The organism is Nocardia sp. NPDC004860 (assembly GCF_040609015.1).
GTDB lineage: Bacteria > Actinomycetota > Actinomycetes > Mycobacteriales > Mycobacteriaceae > Nocardia.
Window position 1 is genome coordinate 51,302 of the sequence record NZ_JBEXJI010000036.1, and the last position, 16,285, is coordinate 67,586.

Consider the following 16,285-nt stretch of genomic DNA (forward strand, 5'->3'; position numbering starts at 1 on the left):
ATTACACGGCCCCGGCCCGTGGCCGGACGGTGGCGGTCCGCTCCCGGACGAGCAATCCACCGACTCTCGATTGCTGAGTTCGACCGTCCTCGACGGGATTCGAACCCATCATCTAGCGGCGTCCGATGAATCCCCACCCGTCACCACGCTGATCGACGCGGTCGCGGCCGCGCTCTCGGCACCCGACGCCGAAACCTTGACTGCCCTGCACGATCGGCTCGCGGAGTACCGCGCCCTTGACGTTGCCGACGACCTGATCAAAGAGCTGCGCGCACTCGATCACCCCGCCGAGGATCTGCGCGCCTTGGCACGGTGGCTGGCCGAACACGGCACTCGCCGCAATGCCGTGGCGCTCGGCATCGTCATGCTGGGCATGGCAGGTGACGCACGCGATCAGGAATTACTGCTACTACTGGGCGCGCTGGAAGACCTGACCCTGTATGCCGTTGTCGCCCTGGCCAACTCCCAACCCGATCAAGAGCAGGCAATCCATCGCCTTGCCCAGCGTGTCGACGGCTGGGGTCGCATCCACACCGTCGAGCGCTTGCGGGGAACCCAGGACCCCGGCATCAAGTCCTGGCTGCTGCGCGGCGGCTTCCGCAATCGGATCCTGAACGAGTACCTCGCCCATCTCGCCGCTACCACAGGTGATCTCTACACCGCGCTGCTCGCACCGGAGGTCGACGACGAACTCCTTCACGGAGCCGCGGGAATCCTCGACGCCCTCGTGGCTTTGCCCGGACCGTGCTCGGACATCCGGCACTACGCGGACGCGCTCCCCTGCCTCGCTCGATTCGGCGAGCTGATCGCCTCCGCACCCCTGAATCTCACCCTCATCGATACCGCCGGGCGGTTGAAGAACCTGCTGAAAGAGCCTCCGCCCGAACACGATTGGCCAGAGGCGGACATCTCACGCCTGCTCGGTCAATACGCCGCCTTGCTGGCCCGCCCCGACTGGTCACGACATGTCCGGTCGGCACTGGATCAACCCACTGGCGAATCCAACTTCCGCCTGGCGCTCATGTGCTCTGAGGCGGTCGGAATCGACGCGTATCCGCATGTCGTGTCCCGTCTCCGACGACCGCCGCACGATCAGTATGTCTGGTACTGGGCAGCCACCCACACCCCCGAACCCGAATACACCACCCTCGTGCGACTGGCCGGCCAGGTGCTGCCATTGGACGAGATTGCGGTGGGCCCGGATCCCGAGAGGATTATCGGGAGCTCCGATGGGGAAGGCGCCCTTGACCTCGTCCTGAGCTATATCGGTGATGCCGGCGTGGCAGAGGCCGACGTCCTGCCATTGATTCGGACCGCGCTGCGCGGACAAGGTACGCGACTGCGCCGCATCGGTTTTCACGTGTTGAACAGGCTGTACGGTCAGGATCTTCCCACCGGCCCCCGCGCGTGGGTGAGCGAGGCCGCCGCGATCGAACCCTACGACGAGCTGCGCGCGAACTTCATTGACCTACTGGAACGAACCAAGTCTGCTGACGAGAAATAAATGGGATGCGGCGGATGCGCGCTTGTGGTTACAGTGCCCGGCATGTGGCTGTTCCTGTTCTCCTGAGCGCGCTTCGCCCTTGACGCCCGGCGGTCTGCCGATTTGACCGTGCCTGTGGCATTCCCGATTCCGACCGGCGATCGAACCCGGTCCGTCGGTCACGCATACCCATAGGAGGACTCATGCCCGAGCGCTTTCCGCTGCCCGAAATCCCTGCCGAGGACCCCGCCGAGCGCCCGTTGTCGCGGCGCGAACGGCGCGGGAAGGGCGACAAGAAGCAGCAGACCACCGCGAACGGCAAGGTGCACGACGCCGGTCGTGCCGCGGTGCCCGCCGCGAAACACATGAATTATCGACGCGGATGACGAAAGCGGCCCGTTGGGTTTCCAGGTCGGAAATCCAACGGGCCGTTACTGTTTCGAGTATCAGCTGAGCCAGGCGCGCTGGGTGGCGGCGGTGCCGCGCACCTCCTCGAGCTGCTTGGCGACCTGGGTGCCGGCCGTGCCGCCGCGGGCATTGCGGGAGGCGATGGAGCCTTCGACGGTGAGGACCTCACGGACCCCGGGGGTCAGGGCCGGGTCGACGGCGGCGAATTCCGCGTCGGTGAGCTCGTCCAGGCCGACGCCGCGGGACTCGGCGACGCGCACACAACCGCCCGCGGCCTCGTGCGCGACGCGGAACGGAACACCCTGGCGGACAAGCCATTCGGCGATATCGGTGGCGAGGGTGAAGCCGGCGGGGGCGAGCTCGGCCATGCGGTCGGTGTGGAAGGTCAGGGTGGAGACCAGGCCCGCGATGGCCGGCAGCAGCAGTTCGAGCTGGGCGACCGAGTCGAAGACCGGCTCCTTGTCCTCCTGCAGGTCACGGTTGTAGGCCAGCGGCTGAGCCTTCAGGGTCGCGAGCAGGCCGGTGACATTGCCGATGAGGCGGCCCGCCTTGCCGCGGGTCAGCTCGGAGACGTCCGGGTTCTTCTTCTGCGGCATGATCGAGGAGCCGGTGGACCAGGCGTCGGCCAGCGTGATGTAGCCGAATTCCGGTGTGCTCCAGATGATCACCTCTTCGGCCATGCGGCTCAGGTCGACGGCGATCATGGCCAGCACGAACGCGGCCTCGGCGGCGAAGTCGCGCGAGGAGGTGGCGTCGATGGAGTTCGCGGCGGAGGAGTCGAAATTCAGTTCGGCGGCAATGGCTTCCGGATCCAGGCCCAGCGAGGAGCCCGCCAGCGCGCCGGAACCGTACGGCGATACCGCGGCCCGCTTGTCGAAGTCGCGGATCCGGTCGATGTCGCGCAGCAGCGGGTGGGCGTGCGCGAGCAGGTGGTGGGCCAGCAGCACCGGCTGGGCGGCCTGCAGGTGGGTCTTGCCCGGCATCACCGCGTCCGGGTGCGCGGCGGCCTGCTCGACCAGGGCGTCCACCACGTCCAGCACGCCGGAGGCGATGCGCCGCACCGCATCCCGCAGCCACATGCGGAACAGCGTGGCCACCTGGTCGTTGCGGGAGCGGCCCGCGCGCAGGCGGCCACCCAGCTCGGTGCCGACCCGGTCGATGAGCCCGCGCTCCAGCGCGCCGTGCACGTCCTCATCGGATTCGAGGGGGCCGAACGCGCCCGATTCGACGTCCGCCGCAAGCTGATCCAGGCCCGCGAGCATGCCCGCCAGGTCGGTCTCCGACAGCAGCCCGGCCTTGTGCAGCACACGTGCGTGAGCCTTGGAGGCGCGAATGTCGTACGGCGCGAGCGCCCAGTCGAAGTGGGTCGACTTGCTCAGCGCCGCCATCGCCGCGGCCGGGCCGGACGCGAAGCGTCCACCCCACAGCGCGCCTTCATTGGTGCTGCCGCCCTGGGTCATAGCGTGTCGTCTCCTCGCGGTTTCGTCGCGGTCATCAGAATGTGTTGGGTCATAGCGGCCCGGACCGCCTCGGGAACGGCCCGGCCGCGGTCCTCGAGCAGGGCGACCGGGTCGCCCTCGGTGACCAGCCAGCGGTGCATGGCGAACCAGCTGCGGGGGTCCTCGCGGCCCTCCCACGGGTAGAACAGGTCTTCCAGGTCCAGCTTCAGCCCGGCGTCCGCCATCACCTTGCGGCGCCGCTCCCGGAACTCGTCGTCCAGATCACCGGACCCGGTGCCGAGGTTGATCGCCATCCGGCTGCCCGGCGCGCTGAGCTCCACCACACGCTCGAGCAGTTGAGTCTGGGCGTGACCCGGCAGGTAACGCAGCAGCCCCTCGGCCAGCCAGGCGGTCGGCCGATCCGGTTCGAACCCCTTGTCCAGCAGGGCTTTCGGCCAGTCCTGCCGCAGATCGACCGGCACCTCACGGCGATCGGCCACCGGCTCGCCATCGGCGAGCGCCCGGGCCTTGAACGCCAGCACCTTCGGCTGATCGAGCTCGAAAATCCGGGTGTCCGAGGGCCATTCGAGCCGGTACGCCCGCGCGTCCAGGCCGGCGGCCAGGATCACGATCTGCCTGATCCCGGCCCGCGCGGCCGCGGCGAAATACTCGTCGAAGTAGACGGTGCGGGCCACCAGGACATTGCCCAGCGACCAGGCCTGGTAGTCCCCGTCGCTGATGCTCCGGCGGCTCAGCGCCCCGGACATCATGGCGTTCCAGCCCTCGGACCCGACCGCGGCCACCAGCGTCGCCGCGTACGGGTCGTGGAACAGGGCGTCCTCGCGGCTGGTCTCGTAGGCGCGAATGGCCGCCACGCCGATGGCGGTCGCGCCCACGCTCTCCGTGATGTCCCAACTGTCGTCATCGGTTCGCATGGGCGCGTCTCCTTCGGCCGGCGCTCGAGTGAAATCAGCTCCGGTCGCAGGCTACTACTTGCTGTTGAGATCCCGCCGCGCCGCGACCTTGGAGGACAGGCCGTGGATCTGGACGAAGCCCTTGGCCAGCGACTGGTCGAAGGTGTCGCCCTCGTCGTAGGTGGCGAGGTTGAAGTCGTAGAGCGACTCGTCGGAGCGACGGCCGTTGACCACGACGCTGCCGCCGTGCAGGACCATCCGGACATCACCGGACACGTGCTGCTGGGTCTCGGCGACGAAGGCGTCCAGCGCGCGCTTCAGCGGCGAGTACCACAGGCCGTCGTACACCAGCTCGCCCCAGCGCTGCTCGACCTGCCGCTTGTAGCGGCCCAGCTCGCGCTCGATGGTGACCGCTTCCATCTCCTGGTGCGCGGTGATCAGCGCGATGGCGCCGGGGGCCTCGTAGATCTCGCGGCTCTTGATGCCGACGAGCCGGTCCTCGACCATGTCGAGGCGGCCCACACCCTGGCGGCCGGCCCGCTTGTTCAGCTCGGTGATGGCCTCGAGCATGGTGACCGGGCGGCCGTCGATGGCGACCGGCACACCCTTGTCGAAGGTGACGATGAGCTCGTCGGGCGCCTCGAAGTTGACGGTCGGGTCGACGGTGTAGTCGTAGACGTCCTTGGTCGGGGCGTTCCACAGGTCCTCGAGGAAGCCGGTCTCGACCGCGCGGCCCCACAGGTTCTGGTCGATGGAGAACGGCGACTTCTTGGACACGTTGATCGGCAGCTTGTTCTCGCCGGCGAACTCGATGGCCTTCTCACGGGTCCAGGCGTAGTCGCGGACCGGGGCGATGACCTTCAGGTCGGGCGCGAGCGCGCCGATGCCGACCTCGAAGCGGACCTGGTCGTTGCCCTTGCCGGTGCAGCCGTGCGAGACGGTGTCGGCGCCGTGGTACTCGGCGGCCTCGACCAGGTGCTTGACGATCAGCGGCCGGGAGATGGCCGAGACCAGCGGGTAGCGGCCCATGTAGAGGGCGTTGGCCTGGATGGTCGGCAGGCAGTACTCGTTGGCGAACTCATCGCGGGCGTCCACGACGATGGACTCCACGGCGCCGCAGTCCAGCGCGCGCTGGCGCACGTCGTTCATGTCCTCGCCACCCTGGCCGAGGTCGATGGCGACGGCGACGACCTCCGCGCCTGTCTCCTTACCGATCCAGCTGATGGCGACTGAGGTGTCCAGCCCGCCGGAGTAGGCGAGTACGACGCGCTTGGTCATAGTCCGTGTGCTCCTCGATTGTTCGTATAGGCCCTCGACCGGTGTGCTGCCCCGCGGTCCCGTCCCGGTCCCTCTGGCGCGCTCCGTCGTCCTGCAAATGATTATGCATGATGATGCAATCCCATTCATAACCGGGGTCCTCGCCTGCATGGATCCGGCCGCCGGTGACCGTCACATCCTTGCACCGGAACCCGGCGAGGAATACAGTACGGACGTACGGTTTGGGAAATTCGACGTTCATACGGAGGGGCCCATGTGGGATCCGGACAGGTACCTCGCCTTCGATGACCTGCGCGCGCGACCGTTCTTCGACCTGGTCGGGCGGGTCGGCGCGGACAAACCCCGGCGGGTGGCCGATGTCGGCTGCGGACCGGGCAATCTCACCGCGGCACTCGCGACCAGGTGGCCGGAAGCGGCCCTCGAGGCATTCGACTCCTCGCCCGAAATGGTCGCCGCGGCAGGGGAACACGGCATCGACGCAACTGTCGCAGATGTCCGCGACTGGCGGCCCGCACCGGACACCGACGTGGTGGTGACCAATGCGGTACTGCAGTGGGTACCGGATCATCTTGCGCTGCTGCCGGATTGGGTGGCCGCCCTGCCCGCCGCCGCCTGGCTGGCGATTCAGGTGCCCGGGAACTTCGATGCGCCTTCACATCTCGCGATCCGGGAGCTCGCGTCGTCGCCGCGGTGGCGGGAGCGGCTGGGGGCGGCGGGGATTCTGGATCGGCAGGCGGTGCCCGATCCCGCCGGATACGCCGGGGTGCTGACCGCGGCCGGATGCCGGGTGGATGCCTGGGAGACCACCTATCTGCAGCCGCTGACCGGGGATGATCCGGTACTGGACTGGGTGACCGGAACCGCACTGCGTCCGGTCCGCGACGCGCTCGACGATGCCGCGTGGCAGGACTTCCGGGCCGAGCTCGCGCCACTGCTGCGATCGGCCTATCCGCAGCAGCCGGACGGTGTCACCTGGTTGCCGTTCCGTCGCGTGTTCGCGGTCGCGCACAAGCCGGAGTGAGAGCAACCGGCCCCCTCAGAGCGACCAGTCGGCACCGAATCCGGCAAATGTCCGAAACCCACCCTTCGATGCGATTCACGATCACGGCGTACGCCGCTGTGCCACGCTGGAAGTCGACACTTCCGGGTCAACCGAAGGATTCCGCCATGCTCTCGACACTCGCTCAGATCGTAGGCACCCTCGGCCGCGACATCCTGTCCATCGGAGGCGCGGCACTTCAGCTCGTGCAGGATCTCATCGCCTCCGGCGCACAGGGCCAGGGCGGCTCGGTTCCGCCCGGCCAGTACCCGTTCAACTGATCTCGATCAGCACCCCGTCGGTGGCGGCATCCTGGCGATGCTGCCACCGATTTCTGTGTCCGCGAGGCTCCCGCTGTCGAGCATCGAGCACGCAGTAGCCCGCATCGTCGGCGAGACGCACGACCTGGGGCTCACGCACCGGCAGACGCAATCCGGCGCGATCCAGGCCACGCGGGTCGGGTGGGCGCAGGCGAGCGGTGCGGCCGCCCGGCTCCAGGGGCGGGGTGGGCGGCTGCGGGGGTCGGTCCGGCAGCCGGACCGGTTGCGGCGCAGTGATATCCGACCAGGTGATGACGGTCTGGCGTTCGGCGCGGAAGAGCAGGCCGCCGCGAATCCAGTGCGAGGCCAGGATCCGCCCGGAGAGCGCGACCTCGAGCACGGTGAAGCGGCCGCCGTAGGGTTCCGGAGCGGCTTCGGACACGGCGTGGAAACCGCAGCTGCAGTCCTCGTCCGGCACCGCGTGACTCCGGCCGCGCCGGCACTCGGCGATCGCGTCACGCGGGTAGGGCGCGCCGCCGGTCGCCGGAATGAACCGATCCCCGTCGATGTGCCGGGCCACCTTGCGGGCCATGACCACCCAGACCCCGTCGTCGGTCCGGCGCAGGCTGGGCCGGACCACCTCGGGAACGTGAGGCCGCTCCCGCGTCCCGGCTTCGAACGATCCGATCAGTCCATAGCCTTCGCACATGCGCGTTCCTTGCTCGGGGATGTCCTTCCTACCGAGCGTACGCCCGCACTGGCACCCCGTTACCGCAATTATCCTGCGGCACAGTCCGATTCAGGCCAGCTGTTCGATCTTGGCGGCCAGTTCCGCGCCGGTCATGGGCTCGCGGGCGATGACGGCGATGGTGTCGTCGCCCGCGATGGTGCCGACCACCTCGGGCAGGGCGGCGCGGTCGAGGGCGCTGGCCAGGAAGTGCGCGGCGCCGGGCGGCGTGCGCAGGACGGCGATATTGCCGCTGGCGTCGGTGGAGACCAGCAGGTCGCCGAGCAGTTTCGAGAGACGTTCGGTGCCGCCGGTGACGCCGCGGACGGGGCTGCCGTCCTCCGGGACCACGTACACGCCCGCGCCGCCGTCGGCCGCGCGCAGCTTGACCGCGCCGAGTTCATCGAGATCGCGGGACAGTGTCGCCTGGGTGGTCTCGATGCCCTCGGACGAGAGCAGCACGGCCAGTTCCGACTGGCTGCGCACCTCGTGCTGGGAGAGGATGGCGACGATGCGGGCCTGCCGGCCGGCGCGGGTGCGGGCGATGGCCGCACCCGACTTGTTCGACACCGGTGCGGCCGTGCGACGTTCGCCGCTGCTCACCTCTCGCCTCGCTGGTATCGCTCCAGCAGCCACACCAGCAGCGCCTTCTGCGCGTGCAGGCGGTTCTCGGCCTCGTCCCAGACCGCGCTGTGCGGGCCGTCGATGACCTCGTCGGTGATCTCCTCACCGCGGTGCGCCGGAAGGCAGTGCAGCACCGTCACATCCGCGGCCGCGCGGGCCAGCAGCCCGGCATTGACCTGGAACGGACGGAACGGGGCGACCCGGTCGCGGCCGTCGTTCTCCTGGCCCATGGAGGTCCAGGCGTCGGTGACCAGCGCGTCCGCGCCCTCGGCGGCGGCCTGCGGGTCATGGGTGATGGTGATGATCGCGCCGGTTTCGGCGGCGCGCTTCTGGGCGGCGTCGACGATCCAGCCGAATGGCTCGAAACCCTCGGGGGCGGCGATGGTCACGTTCATGCCCGCGGTGACACCGCCGAGCATGAGCGAGTGCGCCATATTGTTCGCGCCGTCGCCGAGGTAGGTGAGGTTGCGGCCGCTCAGGTCGGAGCCCTTGCGCTCCTTCAGCGTCTGCAGATCCGCCAGCACCTGGCAGGGGTGGAACTCGTTGGACAGCGCATTGACGACGGGAACCGTTGCGGCACCGGCCATCTCGTCCAGGCGCGTCTGCTCGAAGGTACGCCAGACGATGGCGTCCACGTACCGCGACAGCACGCGGCCGGTGTCGGCGAGGGTCTCCTCGCGTCCCAGCTGGGTGTCGCGGCCGTCGACCACGACGGCGTGCCCGCCGAGCTGGGCGATGCCCATCTCGAAGGAGAACCGGGTCCGGGTGGAGTTCTTCTCGAACATGACCGCGACGCCGCGCGGGCCCTCCAGCGGCCGCCGCGACTGCGGCGCGGCCTTCAGTTCCGCTGCCAGCGCGAGGATCTCGGCCTGTTCGGCGGGGGTGACGTCGTCGTCACGCAGGAAATGCCGGATGGTCACTTGGTCTCCTTCTGGGCCTGGGCGGCATCGAGGATGCCGGGCAGGTCGGACAGGAAGTTCTCCGCCTGGGTCTCGGTGAGCACCAGGGGCGGAGCGAGGCGAATCACGTTGGGCTTGGCCGGATTCAGCAGGTACCCGGCCTCCCGGGCGGCCAGCTCCACATCCGTGGAGGCATCGGCGGTCAGCTGGATGCCGATGAGCAGACCGGCACCCCGCACGTGGTCGACCAGCGGGTGGCCGAGGTTCTCGATCCCGTCGACGAGGATCTTGCCCACCGTCTCCACGTGCGCGAGCAGGCCGTCTTCGTCGATGGTCCGCAGCACGGCCAGCGCCGCCGCCGCGCACACCGGATTGCCGCCGAAGGTGGTGCCGTGCATGCCCGGCTGCAGCAGCTCCGCGGCCGGGCCCTGGGCCAGCACGGCGCCGATGGGCAGGCCGCCGCCCAGGCCCTTGGCCAGGGTGATGACATCGGGCACGATGCCCGCGGCCTGGTGCGCGTAGAACGCGCCGGTGCGGCCGATGCCGGTCTGCACCTCGTCCAGGATCAGCAGCGCGCCTTGCTCTTTGGTGATGGCGCGGGCCTTGGCCAGGAAGTCGGCCGGGGGCACCACGACGCCGCTCTCCCCCATGATGGGTTCCAGGAACACCGCGGCCGTATCCTGGTCGACGGCGGCGGCCAGCGCCAGCGCGTCGCCGTAGGGCACGTGGACGACGCCGGGCGGCATGGGCTCGAACGGTTCCCGCTTCGAGGGCTGGCCGGTCAGTGCGAGCGCGCCCATGGTGCGGCCGTGGAAGGCCTCCTCGCAGGCGATGATCTTCCGGCGCCCCGTGAGCCGCGCCATCTTGAAGGCGGCCTCGTTGGCCTCGGTGCCGGAGTTGCAGAAGAACGCCTTGCCGTGCCCGTCGCCGAAGTGCGCGAGCAGCCGCTCGGCCAGCTCGATGACCGGTTCGCTGGCATACAGATTCGAGACGTGCCCCAGGGTGCCGAGCTGCTGGGTGACCGCGTTCAGGATGGCCGGGTGCGCGTGGCCGAGGCTGTTGACCGCGATGCCGCCCAGGAAGTCGAGGTAGCGCTTGCCGTCGGCGTCGTAGACGACCGCGCCGGCGCCGCGCACCAGCGCCACCTTGGGTGTGCCGTAGTTGTTCATCAGCGCGGTGTTCCACCGCTGCTGGATGTCGGCTGTGCTCATGCTTCCACCTCGCTAGCGCTCGGCTCCAGCACGAGCACACTCGTGGCTGTGTTCATTTTCCGCTCGCTACGCTCGCTCATGAGATCTCCTGTGCGGGGGTGACCATCGTGCCGATGCCTTCCCCGGTGAACAGTTCCAGCAGGACCGAGTGGGCGACGCGCCCGTCGATCACGTGCGCGGTCGGGACGCCGCCCTCCACGGCGCGCAGGCAGGCTTCCATCTTGGGCACCATGCCCTCATCCAGCGACGGCAGCAACTTGGCCAGCTCGTCGGTGTCGATGCGGCTGGTCAGCGAGGACCGGTCGGGCCAATTCGTGTACAGGCCCTCGACATCGGTGAGGATGACCAGCTTCTCCGCGCCGATGCCCTCGGCCAGGGCGGCCGCCGCGGTGTCGGCGTTGATGTTGTGCACCACGCCGTCGGCGTCCGGGGCGATGGTGGAGACCACCGGAATCCGGCCCGCCGCAATGAGATCCAGCACGGCGTCGGGATTCACCTCGGTGACGTCGCCGACCAGGCCGATATCGGTGGCCTCACCGTCGACCTGCACGGTGCGGCGGGTGGCGGTGAACAGCCGGGCGTCCTCGCCGGAGATGCCGACCGCGTACGGGCCGTGGGCATTGATGAGCCCCACCAGTTCCCGGCCGACCTGACCGAACAGCACCATGCGCACGACGTCCATGACCTCGGGCGTAGTGACCCGGAAGCCGCCGCGGAATTCGCCCGTCATGCCGAGCTTCTTCAGCATGGCGCTGATCTGCGGGCCGCCGCCGTGCACCACCACCGGGTGCACGCCGACGGTGCGCAGGAACGCCATATCGGCCGCGAAGGCCCGCTTGAGCTCATCGTCGATCATGGCGTTGCCGCCGTACTTCACGACCACGATCTTGTCGCGGAACTTCTGCAGCCACGGCAGCGCGTCGGCGAGGACGTGCGCCTTGTCGAGGGCCGAAAGCTGTTTCACCACATCGCTCATGAGCTGTAGGCCGAGTTCTCTTCGACGTAGCCGTGCGAGAGGTCGGTGGTGCGGACGGTGGCCGCGCCGTCGCCCAGACCCAGCTCCACCAGCACCTGGATGTCGGGGCCGGAGAGGTCGACCTCGCGGGCGCCCGGCGCGCCCACGCCGTCGATGCACACCGGAGATCCGTTGAACGACACCGAGACCCGGTTCGGATCCAGTTCGATGGGCGCGATGCCGATGGACGCCAGCACCCGGCCCCAGTTCGGGTCGGAACCGAAGAACGCGGTCTTGACCAGGCTGTCGCGGGCCAGCGCCCGCGCCCCGATGAGCGCTTCCGCTTCGCTGACCGCGCCCTGCACGGTGATGTGCACGCGCTTGGTGACGCCCTCGGCGTCGGACATGAGCTGCTCGGCCAGGTCGTCGCAGACCGCGAGCACGGCCGCGTTCAGATCCGCCTGGCTCGGGGTGACGCCCGAGGCGCCATTGGCCAGCAGCAGCACGGTGTCGTTGGTGGAGCAGGAGCCGTCCACGTCGAGCCGATCGAAGGTGTAGTTCGTGGCATTGCGCAGCGCCTCGTCCAGTTGCTGCGGGGTGGCGACCACATCGGTGGTGAGCACCACGAGCATGGTGGCCAGCGACGGCGCGAGCATGCCCGCACCCTTGGCCATGCCGCCCACGTTCCACTTGTCCCGGTGGTGGAAGGCGGTTTCCTTCGGCACGGTGTCGGTGGTCATGATGGCCCGCGCGGCCTCGGCGCCGCCGGACAGGCCGCCGCCCATCTCGTGCACGATCTCGGTGACGGCCGGGATGAGCTTGTCCATGGGCAGCCGGTCGCCGATCAAACCGGTGGAGCAGACCGCGATCTCGCCCGCGCCGGTCTCGGTTCCCCAGTTGCTCAACGCCTTCGCCAGTTCCTCGGCGGTGGCGTGGGTGTCCTGGAAGCCGCCCGGGCCGGTGCACGCGTTGGCGCCACCGGAATTCAGGATGACAGCGCGCAGTCGGCCGCCGGTCAGCACCTGCTGCGACCACAGCACCGGCGCGGCCTTGACCTTGTTGCGGGTGAACACGCCGGCGGCCGCGTACTCCGGGCCCTCGTTGAACACCAGCGCCAGGTCCGGCTTGCCGCTCTTCTTGATGCCGGCGGCGATGCCCGCGGCCCGGAAGCCCAGCGGTGCGGTGACGCCCTGGGTCCGCACCAGCTTGCCGTTGTCGATCGTCACGGTGCCACTCCTACGGTGGAAAGTCCTGCGGTCTCGTCGATTCCGAGAGCCAGATTCATCGATTGCACCGCGGCGCCCGCGGTGCCCTTGGTCAGGTTGTCGATCGCGCCGATGACCACCAGCAGCCCGGCGTCGGTGTCCACGGTGACCTGGAGGGTGACGGCATTGGAGCCGAGCACCGAACCGGTCTGCGGCAGTACGCCTTCCGGCAGCAGATGCACGAAAGGCTCGTCGGCGTAGGCCTTCTCGTAGACGGCGCGGGCGGTGGCCGCGTCCACGGTGGTGGGGGCGGTGCAGGTGGCCAGGATGCCGCGCGGCAGCGGGGCCAGCACCGGGGTGAACGACACGCTCACGTCGGCGCCGGATCCGGTGGCGGCCTTCAGGTTCTGCGCGATCTCGGGGGTGTGCCGGTGCGCGCCCGCGATGCCGTAGGCCCGCAGCGAGCCCATCACCTCCGAGCCCAGCAGGCCCACATCGAGTTTGCGGCCCGCGCCCGACGTGCCGCTCACCGCAACCACATTCACGCGCGGTTCGATGATTCCGGCCGCGACGGCCGGGGCCAGCGCCAGGCTCGAGACGGTCGGGTAGCAGCCGGGGACCGCGATCCGGGTTGCGCCGCGCAGCTTCTCGCGCCCGCCGGGCAGCTCGGGCAACCCATAGGGCCAGCTGCCGGCGTGCGGGGTGCCGTAATACTTCTCCCACGCCGCCGGATCGGTGAGCCGGAAGTCGGCGCCGCAGTCGATGATGATCGTGGATTCCGGCAACGCCGTGGCGATCGCCGCGGACTGCCCGTGCGGCAGGCCGAGGAAGACCACATCGTGGCCGGAGAGCTCCTCGACGGTGGTGGGCGCGAGCACCCGATCGGCCAGCGGCAGCAGATGTGGCTGCAGCTCACCCAGGGTGGTGCCGGCATTGGACCCCGCGGTCAGCGCCCCGATCTCGAGGCGCCCGCTTCGGTAGGCTGGATGACCGAGCAGCAGGCGCAGGACTTCACCGCCCGCGTACCCGCTCGCACCAGCTACCGCGACCCGCAGGGGCCCGTTCGAGGTATCCACCATGTGATGATTATGCACGACTGTGCAAGCTCATTCACAACCGGGCGGAAATCTGACAGAGAGCGCCGCTTACGGCACACTCGACAGCGCCATGTACGACGACGCCACCCAACCGTTGCCGGTCGTCGGCCCCCAGCCGGGCCGCACCCGCCGGGCACCGGAGACGCCAAACCCGACTCCCCGCCGTTCGCGGCGCGCCGAGGCGGACTCCACCAGCCGGCGCGCGGACAAGCGGCGCACCGCCGGTAAGCGTGATGACACCGATGGCAAGCGTGATCGCAGCGGCGGCAAGCCCGAGCGCACCGCGGCCCAGCGCGAGCGCGACAAGCGCCTGCGCCTCGCCGGACGCGGCGTCACGGCCTTGGTGGCCGCGGGTGTGATCGGCGTAACAGGTCTGGTCTGGTACGGCCGCAACGACTTCGATTCCGGCTTCGTCCGCTCGGGCGCGATCGCGCCGGAGGACGTCAATCTCGATGGCGACATCAATATGCTGCTGATCGGCCTGGACACCCGGAAAGACCTGAACGGCAACGATCTACCCAAGGAGATCCTCGACCAGCTGCACGCCGGTGACGGCTCGGAGGGCGGCTACAACGCCAATTCGCTGATCCTGGTGCACATTCCGAAGGATCTGAAGCACATCATCGCGTTCTCCATCCCGCGCGACGACTACGTTCCGGTGCAGGGCATTCCGGGTTACGACCACGCCAAGATCAAGGAGTCCTACGGCCTCAAGAAGTACACGGTCGAGGAAAAGCTCAAGGCGAAGGGCATGGCCGACGGACCCGACCTGGAGCGTCAGGGCCGGGAAGCGGGCCGCGCCAGCATCGTTCAGACTGTGAAAGCGCTCACAGGCGTGCCCATCAACCGGTTCGCGGAGATCTCCCTGGCCGGCTTCTACGACCTCGCGACCGCGCTCGGCGGCGTCGACGTGTGCCTCAATCACGCCGTGGACGACAGCTACTACTCCGGCGCGCAGTTCCCCGCCGGACCCCAGCACCTGGACGGCTCCGACGCGCTGGCGTTCGTGCGGCAGCGGCACGGGCTGGAGAACGGCGACCTCGACCGCACCCACCGGCAGCAGGCGTTCCTGACCTCGGTGGCCAATTCCATGAAGAGCTCGGGCACGCTGGCCAATCCGGGCCGGCTCAAGGCGCTGATGGATGTGGCGCACAAGGACGTGGTGCTGTCGGACGGCTGGAGCCTCACCGATTTCGCCACCACGCTGGGCCGCGCGGAGAACCCGACGGTGGAGTTCCGCACGCTGCCGGTGCTGCGCTACGACACGGTCGATGGCCAGGACGTGAACGTCATCGATCCGGTGGCCATCAAGAAGACGGTGCGCGAGGCGTTCGGCGTCTCCACCCCGGCCGCGCCCAGCGCGCCGGCCACCACGCCCACCTCGACGCTGGACGTGGCCAATGCCAGCGGCACGCCCGGCCAGGCCGCCAAGGTGTCGAAGTTGCTGACCGCCAAGGGATTCCCGGCCGGTGACGTCGCCAACGCCACCTACGCCGACGGCACCACCTCGACCGTCTACTACGGCACCGGTGCCGATACCGACGCCAAGCAGCTGTCGGAGATGTTCGGCGGGATCCCGGTGAGCCCGTCCACCGAGGTGTCCAGCGGGCACGTGAAGCTGGTCGTCGGCGCGGATCTCGAGATTCCGGCGTCGCTGGACCCGACCGCCGCCACCACCAGCCCGACCACCACCGCGGGCGGCTCCTCGACCAGTGCCGCGGCCACCGACACCACCACGGACGCACCCGATTCCGGCAAGCCCGTCACCACCCAGATCGGTTCGAAGATCCCCTGCGTGAACTGATCCACCCGCGGCCGGTCGCTGAAATCCCCAGTCGCACAACTGTTCAGCGGCCGCTGACCACCCAGCTCACCGTTCCAGCGCGCGGGTCGGTTCGGCGGTCCCCAGCTTGTCCGGGTTGCGGATGGTGTACAGCCCCGTGATGCGGTCGCCGGAGGTCTCGATCAGCTCGACGGTGTCGAGGCGTCCGTCGGCGGTGCGCAGCAGCAGCGCGGGCACCGCGTTGTAGGTGCCGACCTCGACGGCCATGTCCGCCATGGCTGGTCTCTGCAACACATCCCCGGCGTCGGCGGCACTGCCGAGCAGCTCGTAGGCGATGGTGAACCGGGGCGAGCACGACACCATCCTTCGGGAGCCACTACGTCAACTCACTGGACACCATGTACATTGAGCCCGTACGACCGCCGACCCGAGGGGACCTCCGATGCCCGGCACCGATTCCGGCCAGCTGACCCTGGCGGGTCGCTTCAACTACTACTCCAGCACGCACCTCGGCGCGGTCGCCCGCTTCTACGCCCGCCTACACCGCCGCCTCTTCGACCGCTTCGGCGGCACCCGCTTCGCCACCCTCTTCGGCCACCCGGTCCTCGAATTGACCGTCGCCGGCCGCAAATCCGGCCAACCCCGCCCCGTCATGCTCATGCTGGTCCGCTCCGGCGACACCCTCCTGGTCTGCGGCTCCAACGGCGGCAACCCCGGCACCCCCAACTGGTGGAAGAACCTGCTGGCCGCCGACCACGCCGAGGTCCGCATCGGCCGCGAAACCTTCCCCGTCACCACCCGCGTAGTCACCGACGACACCGAATACGCCACCCACTGGCAAACCCTCACCGCCGCCTACCCCCACTTCACCACCTACCGAGCCCTCAGCCCCCGCCACTTCCCCATCGCCGTCCTCACCCGCGCCGACGCCTGAACCAACCAGCGACCTGGGCGGTAACGGCT

At 69.1% G+C, this 16,285-nt stretch carries 17 protein-coding genes; 6 read left to right on the forward strand and 11 right to left on the reverse strand.

What is annotated here, in order from left to right; genetic code table 11:
- Positions 1-70 precede the first annotated feature (70 nt).
- Both ABZV44_RS39570 and ABZV44_RS39575 read left to right on the forward strand, forming a co-directional pair.
- Entirely contained in the window at positions 71-1,504 is a 1,434-nt protein-coding gene (locus ABZV44_RS39570; RefSeq protein ID WP_354848488.1) for a hypothetical protein, read from the forward strand.
- A gap of 182 nt (positions 1,505-1,686) precedes the next feature.
- Positions 1,687-1,869 (forward strand): hypothetical protein, encoded by a 183-nt coding sequence (locus ABZV44_RS39575; RefSeq protein WP_354848491.1) that lies wholly within the window; start codon positions 1,687-1,689, stop codon positions 1,867-1,869.
- Positions 1,870-1,929: 60 nt separating this feature from the next.
- On the opposite strand, the gene argH is transcribed toward ABZV44_RS39575, so the two are convergent.
- Genes argH through ABZV44_RS39590 form a run of 3 tightly spaced genes read right to left on the reverse strand, consistent with a single transcriptional unit; the run spans position 1,930 to position 5,522 of the window.
- A complete protein-coding gene (gene argH, locus ABZV44_RS39580; protein ID WP_354848494.1) occupies positions 1,930-3,351 on the reverse strand; it encodes an argininosuccinate lyase in 1,422 nt (473 codons plus the stop codon).
- Complete coding sequence (locus ABZV44_RS39585; RefSeq protein WP_354848497.1) at positions 3,348-4,265, reverse strand: SAM-dependent methyltransferase; 918 nt, start codon at positions 4,263-4,265, stop codon at positions 3,348-3,350. The genes argH and ABZV44_RS39585 overlap by 4 nt, the downstream gene beginning before the upstream one ends.
- A 54-nt stretch (positions 4,266-4,319) precedes the next feature.
- On the reverse strand, positions 4,320-5,522 hold the full coding sequence (locus ABZV44_RS39590) for an argininosuccinate synthase (protein WP_354848500.1): 1,203 nt from the start codon (positions 5,520-5,522) through the stop codon (positions 4,320-4,322).
- A gap of 253 nt (positions 5,523-5,775) precedes the next feature.
- On the opposite strand from ABZV44_RS39590, the gene ABZV44_RS39595 reads away from it, so the two are divergent.
- Both ABZV44_RS39595 and ABZV44_RS39600 read left to right on the forward strand, forming a co-directional pair.
- Complete coding sequence (locus ABZV44_RS39595) at positions 5,776-6,543, forward strand: trans-aconitate 2-methyltransferase (protein WP_354848506.1); 768 nt, start codon at positions 5,776-5,778, stop codon at positions 6,541-6,543.
- Between the two features lie 146 nt (positions 6,544-6,689).
- Positions 6,690-6,842, forward strand: a complete 153-nt coding sequence (locus ABZV44_RS39600; protein WP_354848509.1) for a hypothetical protein — start codon at positions 6,690-6,692, stop codon at positions 6,840-6,842.
- Here the strand turns inward: ABZV44_RS39600 and ABZV44_RS39605 are convergent.
- The 7 genes from ABZV44_RS39605 to argC form a co-directional block, all read right to left on the reverse strand.
- Positions 6,835-7,530, reverse strand: coding sequence for a hypothetical protein (locus ABZV44_RS39605; RefSeq protein ID WP_354848512.1), 696 nt, complete (start codon positions 7,528-7,530; stop codon positions 6,835-6,837). The two genes, ABZV44_RS39600 and ABZV44_RS39605, sit on opposite strands and share 8 nt — an antisense overlap.
- Positions 7,531-7,620: 90 nt before the next feature.
- On the reverse strand, positions 7,621-8,118 hold the full coding sequence (locus ABZV44_RS39610) for an arginine repressor (RefSeq protein WP_354848599.1): 498 nt from the start codon (positions 8,116-8,118) through the stop codon (positions 7,621-7,623).
- Positions 8,119-8,147: 29 nt separating this feature from the next.
- A complete protein-coding gene (argF, locus tag ABZV44_RS39615) occupies positions 8,148-9,092 on the reverse strand; it encodes an ornithine carbamoyltransferase (protein WP_354848515.1) in 945 nt (314 codons plus the stop codon).
- A complete protein-coding gene (locus ABZV44_RS39620) occupies positions 9,089-10,282 on the reverse strand; it encodes an acetylornithine transaminase (RefSeq protein WP_354848518.1) in 1,194 nt (397 codons plus the stop codon). The genes argF and ABZV44_RS39620 overlap by 4 nt, the downstream gene beginning before the upstream one ends.
- 76 nt (positions 10,283-10,358) lie before the next feature.
- Positions 10,359-11,258, reverse strand: coding sequence for an acetylglutamate kinase (gene argB / locus ABZV44_RS39625; protein ID WP_354848520.1), 900 nt, complete (start codon positions 11,256-11,258; stop codon positions 10,359-10,361).
- Entirely contained in the window at positions 11,255-12,463 is a 1,209-nt protein-coding gene (gene argJ / locus ABZV44_RS39630; RefSeq protein WP_354848523.1) for a bifunctional glutamate N-acetyltransferase/amino-acid acetyltransferase ArgJ, read from the reverse strand. Before argJ ends, argB begins: the two co-directional genes overlap by 4 nt.
- Positions 12,460-13,521, reverse strand: coding sequence for an N-acetyl-gamma-glutamyl-phosphate reductase (gene argC / locus ABZV44_RS39635; protein ID WP_354848526.1), 1,062 nt, complete (start codon positions 13,519-13,521; stop codon positions 12,460-12,462). Before argC ends, argJ begins: the two co-directional genes overlap by 4 nt.
- 19 nt (positions 13,522-13,540) lie before the next feature.
- Between argC and ABZV44_RS39640 the strand changes: the two genes are divergently transcribed.
- Positions 13,541-15,343 (forward strand): LCP family protein, encoded by a 1,803-nt coding sequence (locus ABZV44_RS39640; protein ID WP_354848529.1) that lies wholly within the window; start codon positions 13,541-13,543, stop codon positions 15,341-15,343.
- 66 nt (positions 15,344-15,409) lie between these two features.
- On the opposite strand, the gene ABZV44_RS39645 is transcribed toward ABZV44_RS39640, so the two are convergent.
- Entirely contained in the window at positions 15,410-15,682 is a 273-nt protein-coding gene (locus tag ABZV44_RS39645; protein WP_354848531.1) for a hypothetical protein, read from the reverse strand.
- Between the two features lie 82 nt (positions 15,683-15,764).
- Here ABZV44_RS39645 and ABZV44_RS39650 point away from each other — a divergent pair, with 82 nt between their 5' ends.
- The gene (locus tag ABZV44_RS39650) at positions 15,765-16,256 is read left to right on the forward strand and encodes a nitroreductase/quinone reductase family protein (RefSeq protein WP_354848534.1); all 492 of its coding nucleotides are present in this window, start codon (positions 15,765-15,767) and stop codon (positions 16,254-16,256) included.
- The last annotated feature ends 29 nt before the right edge of the window (positions 16,257-16,285 follow it).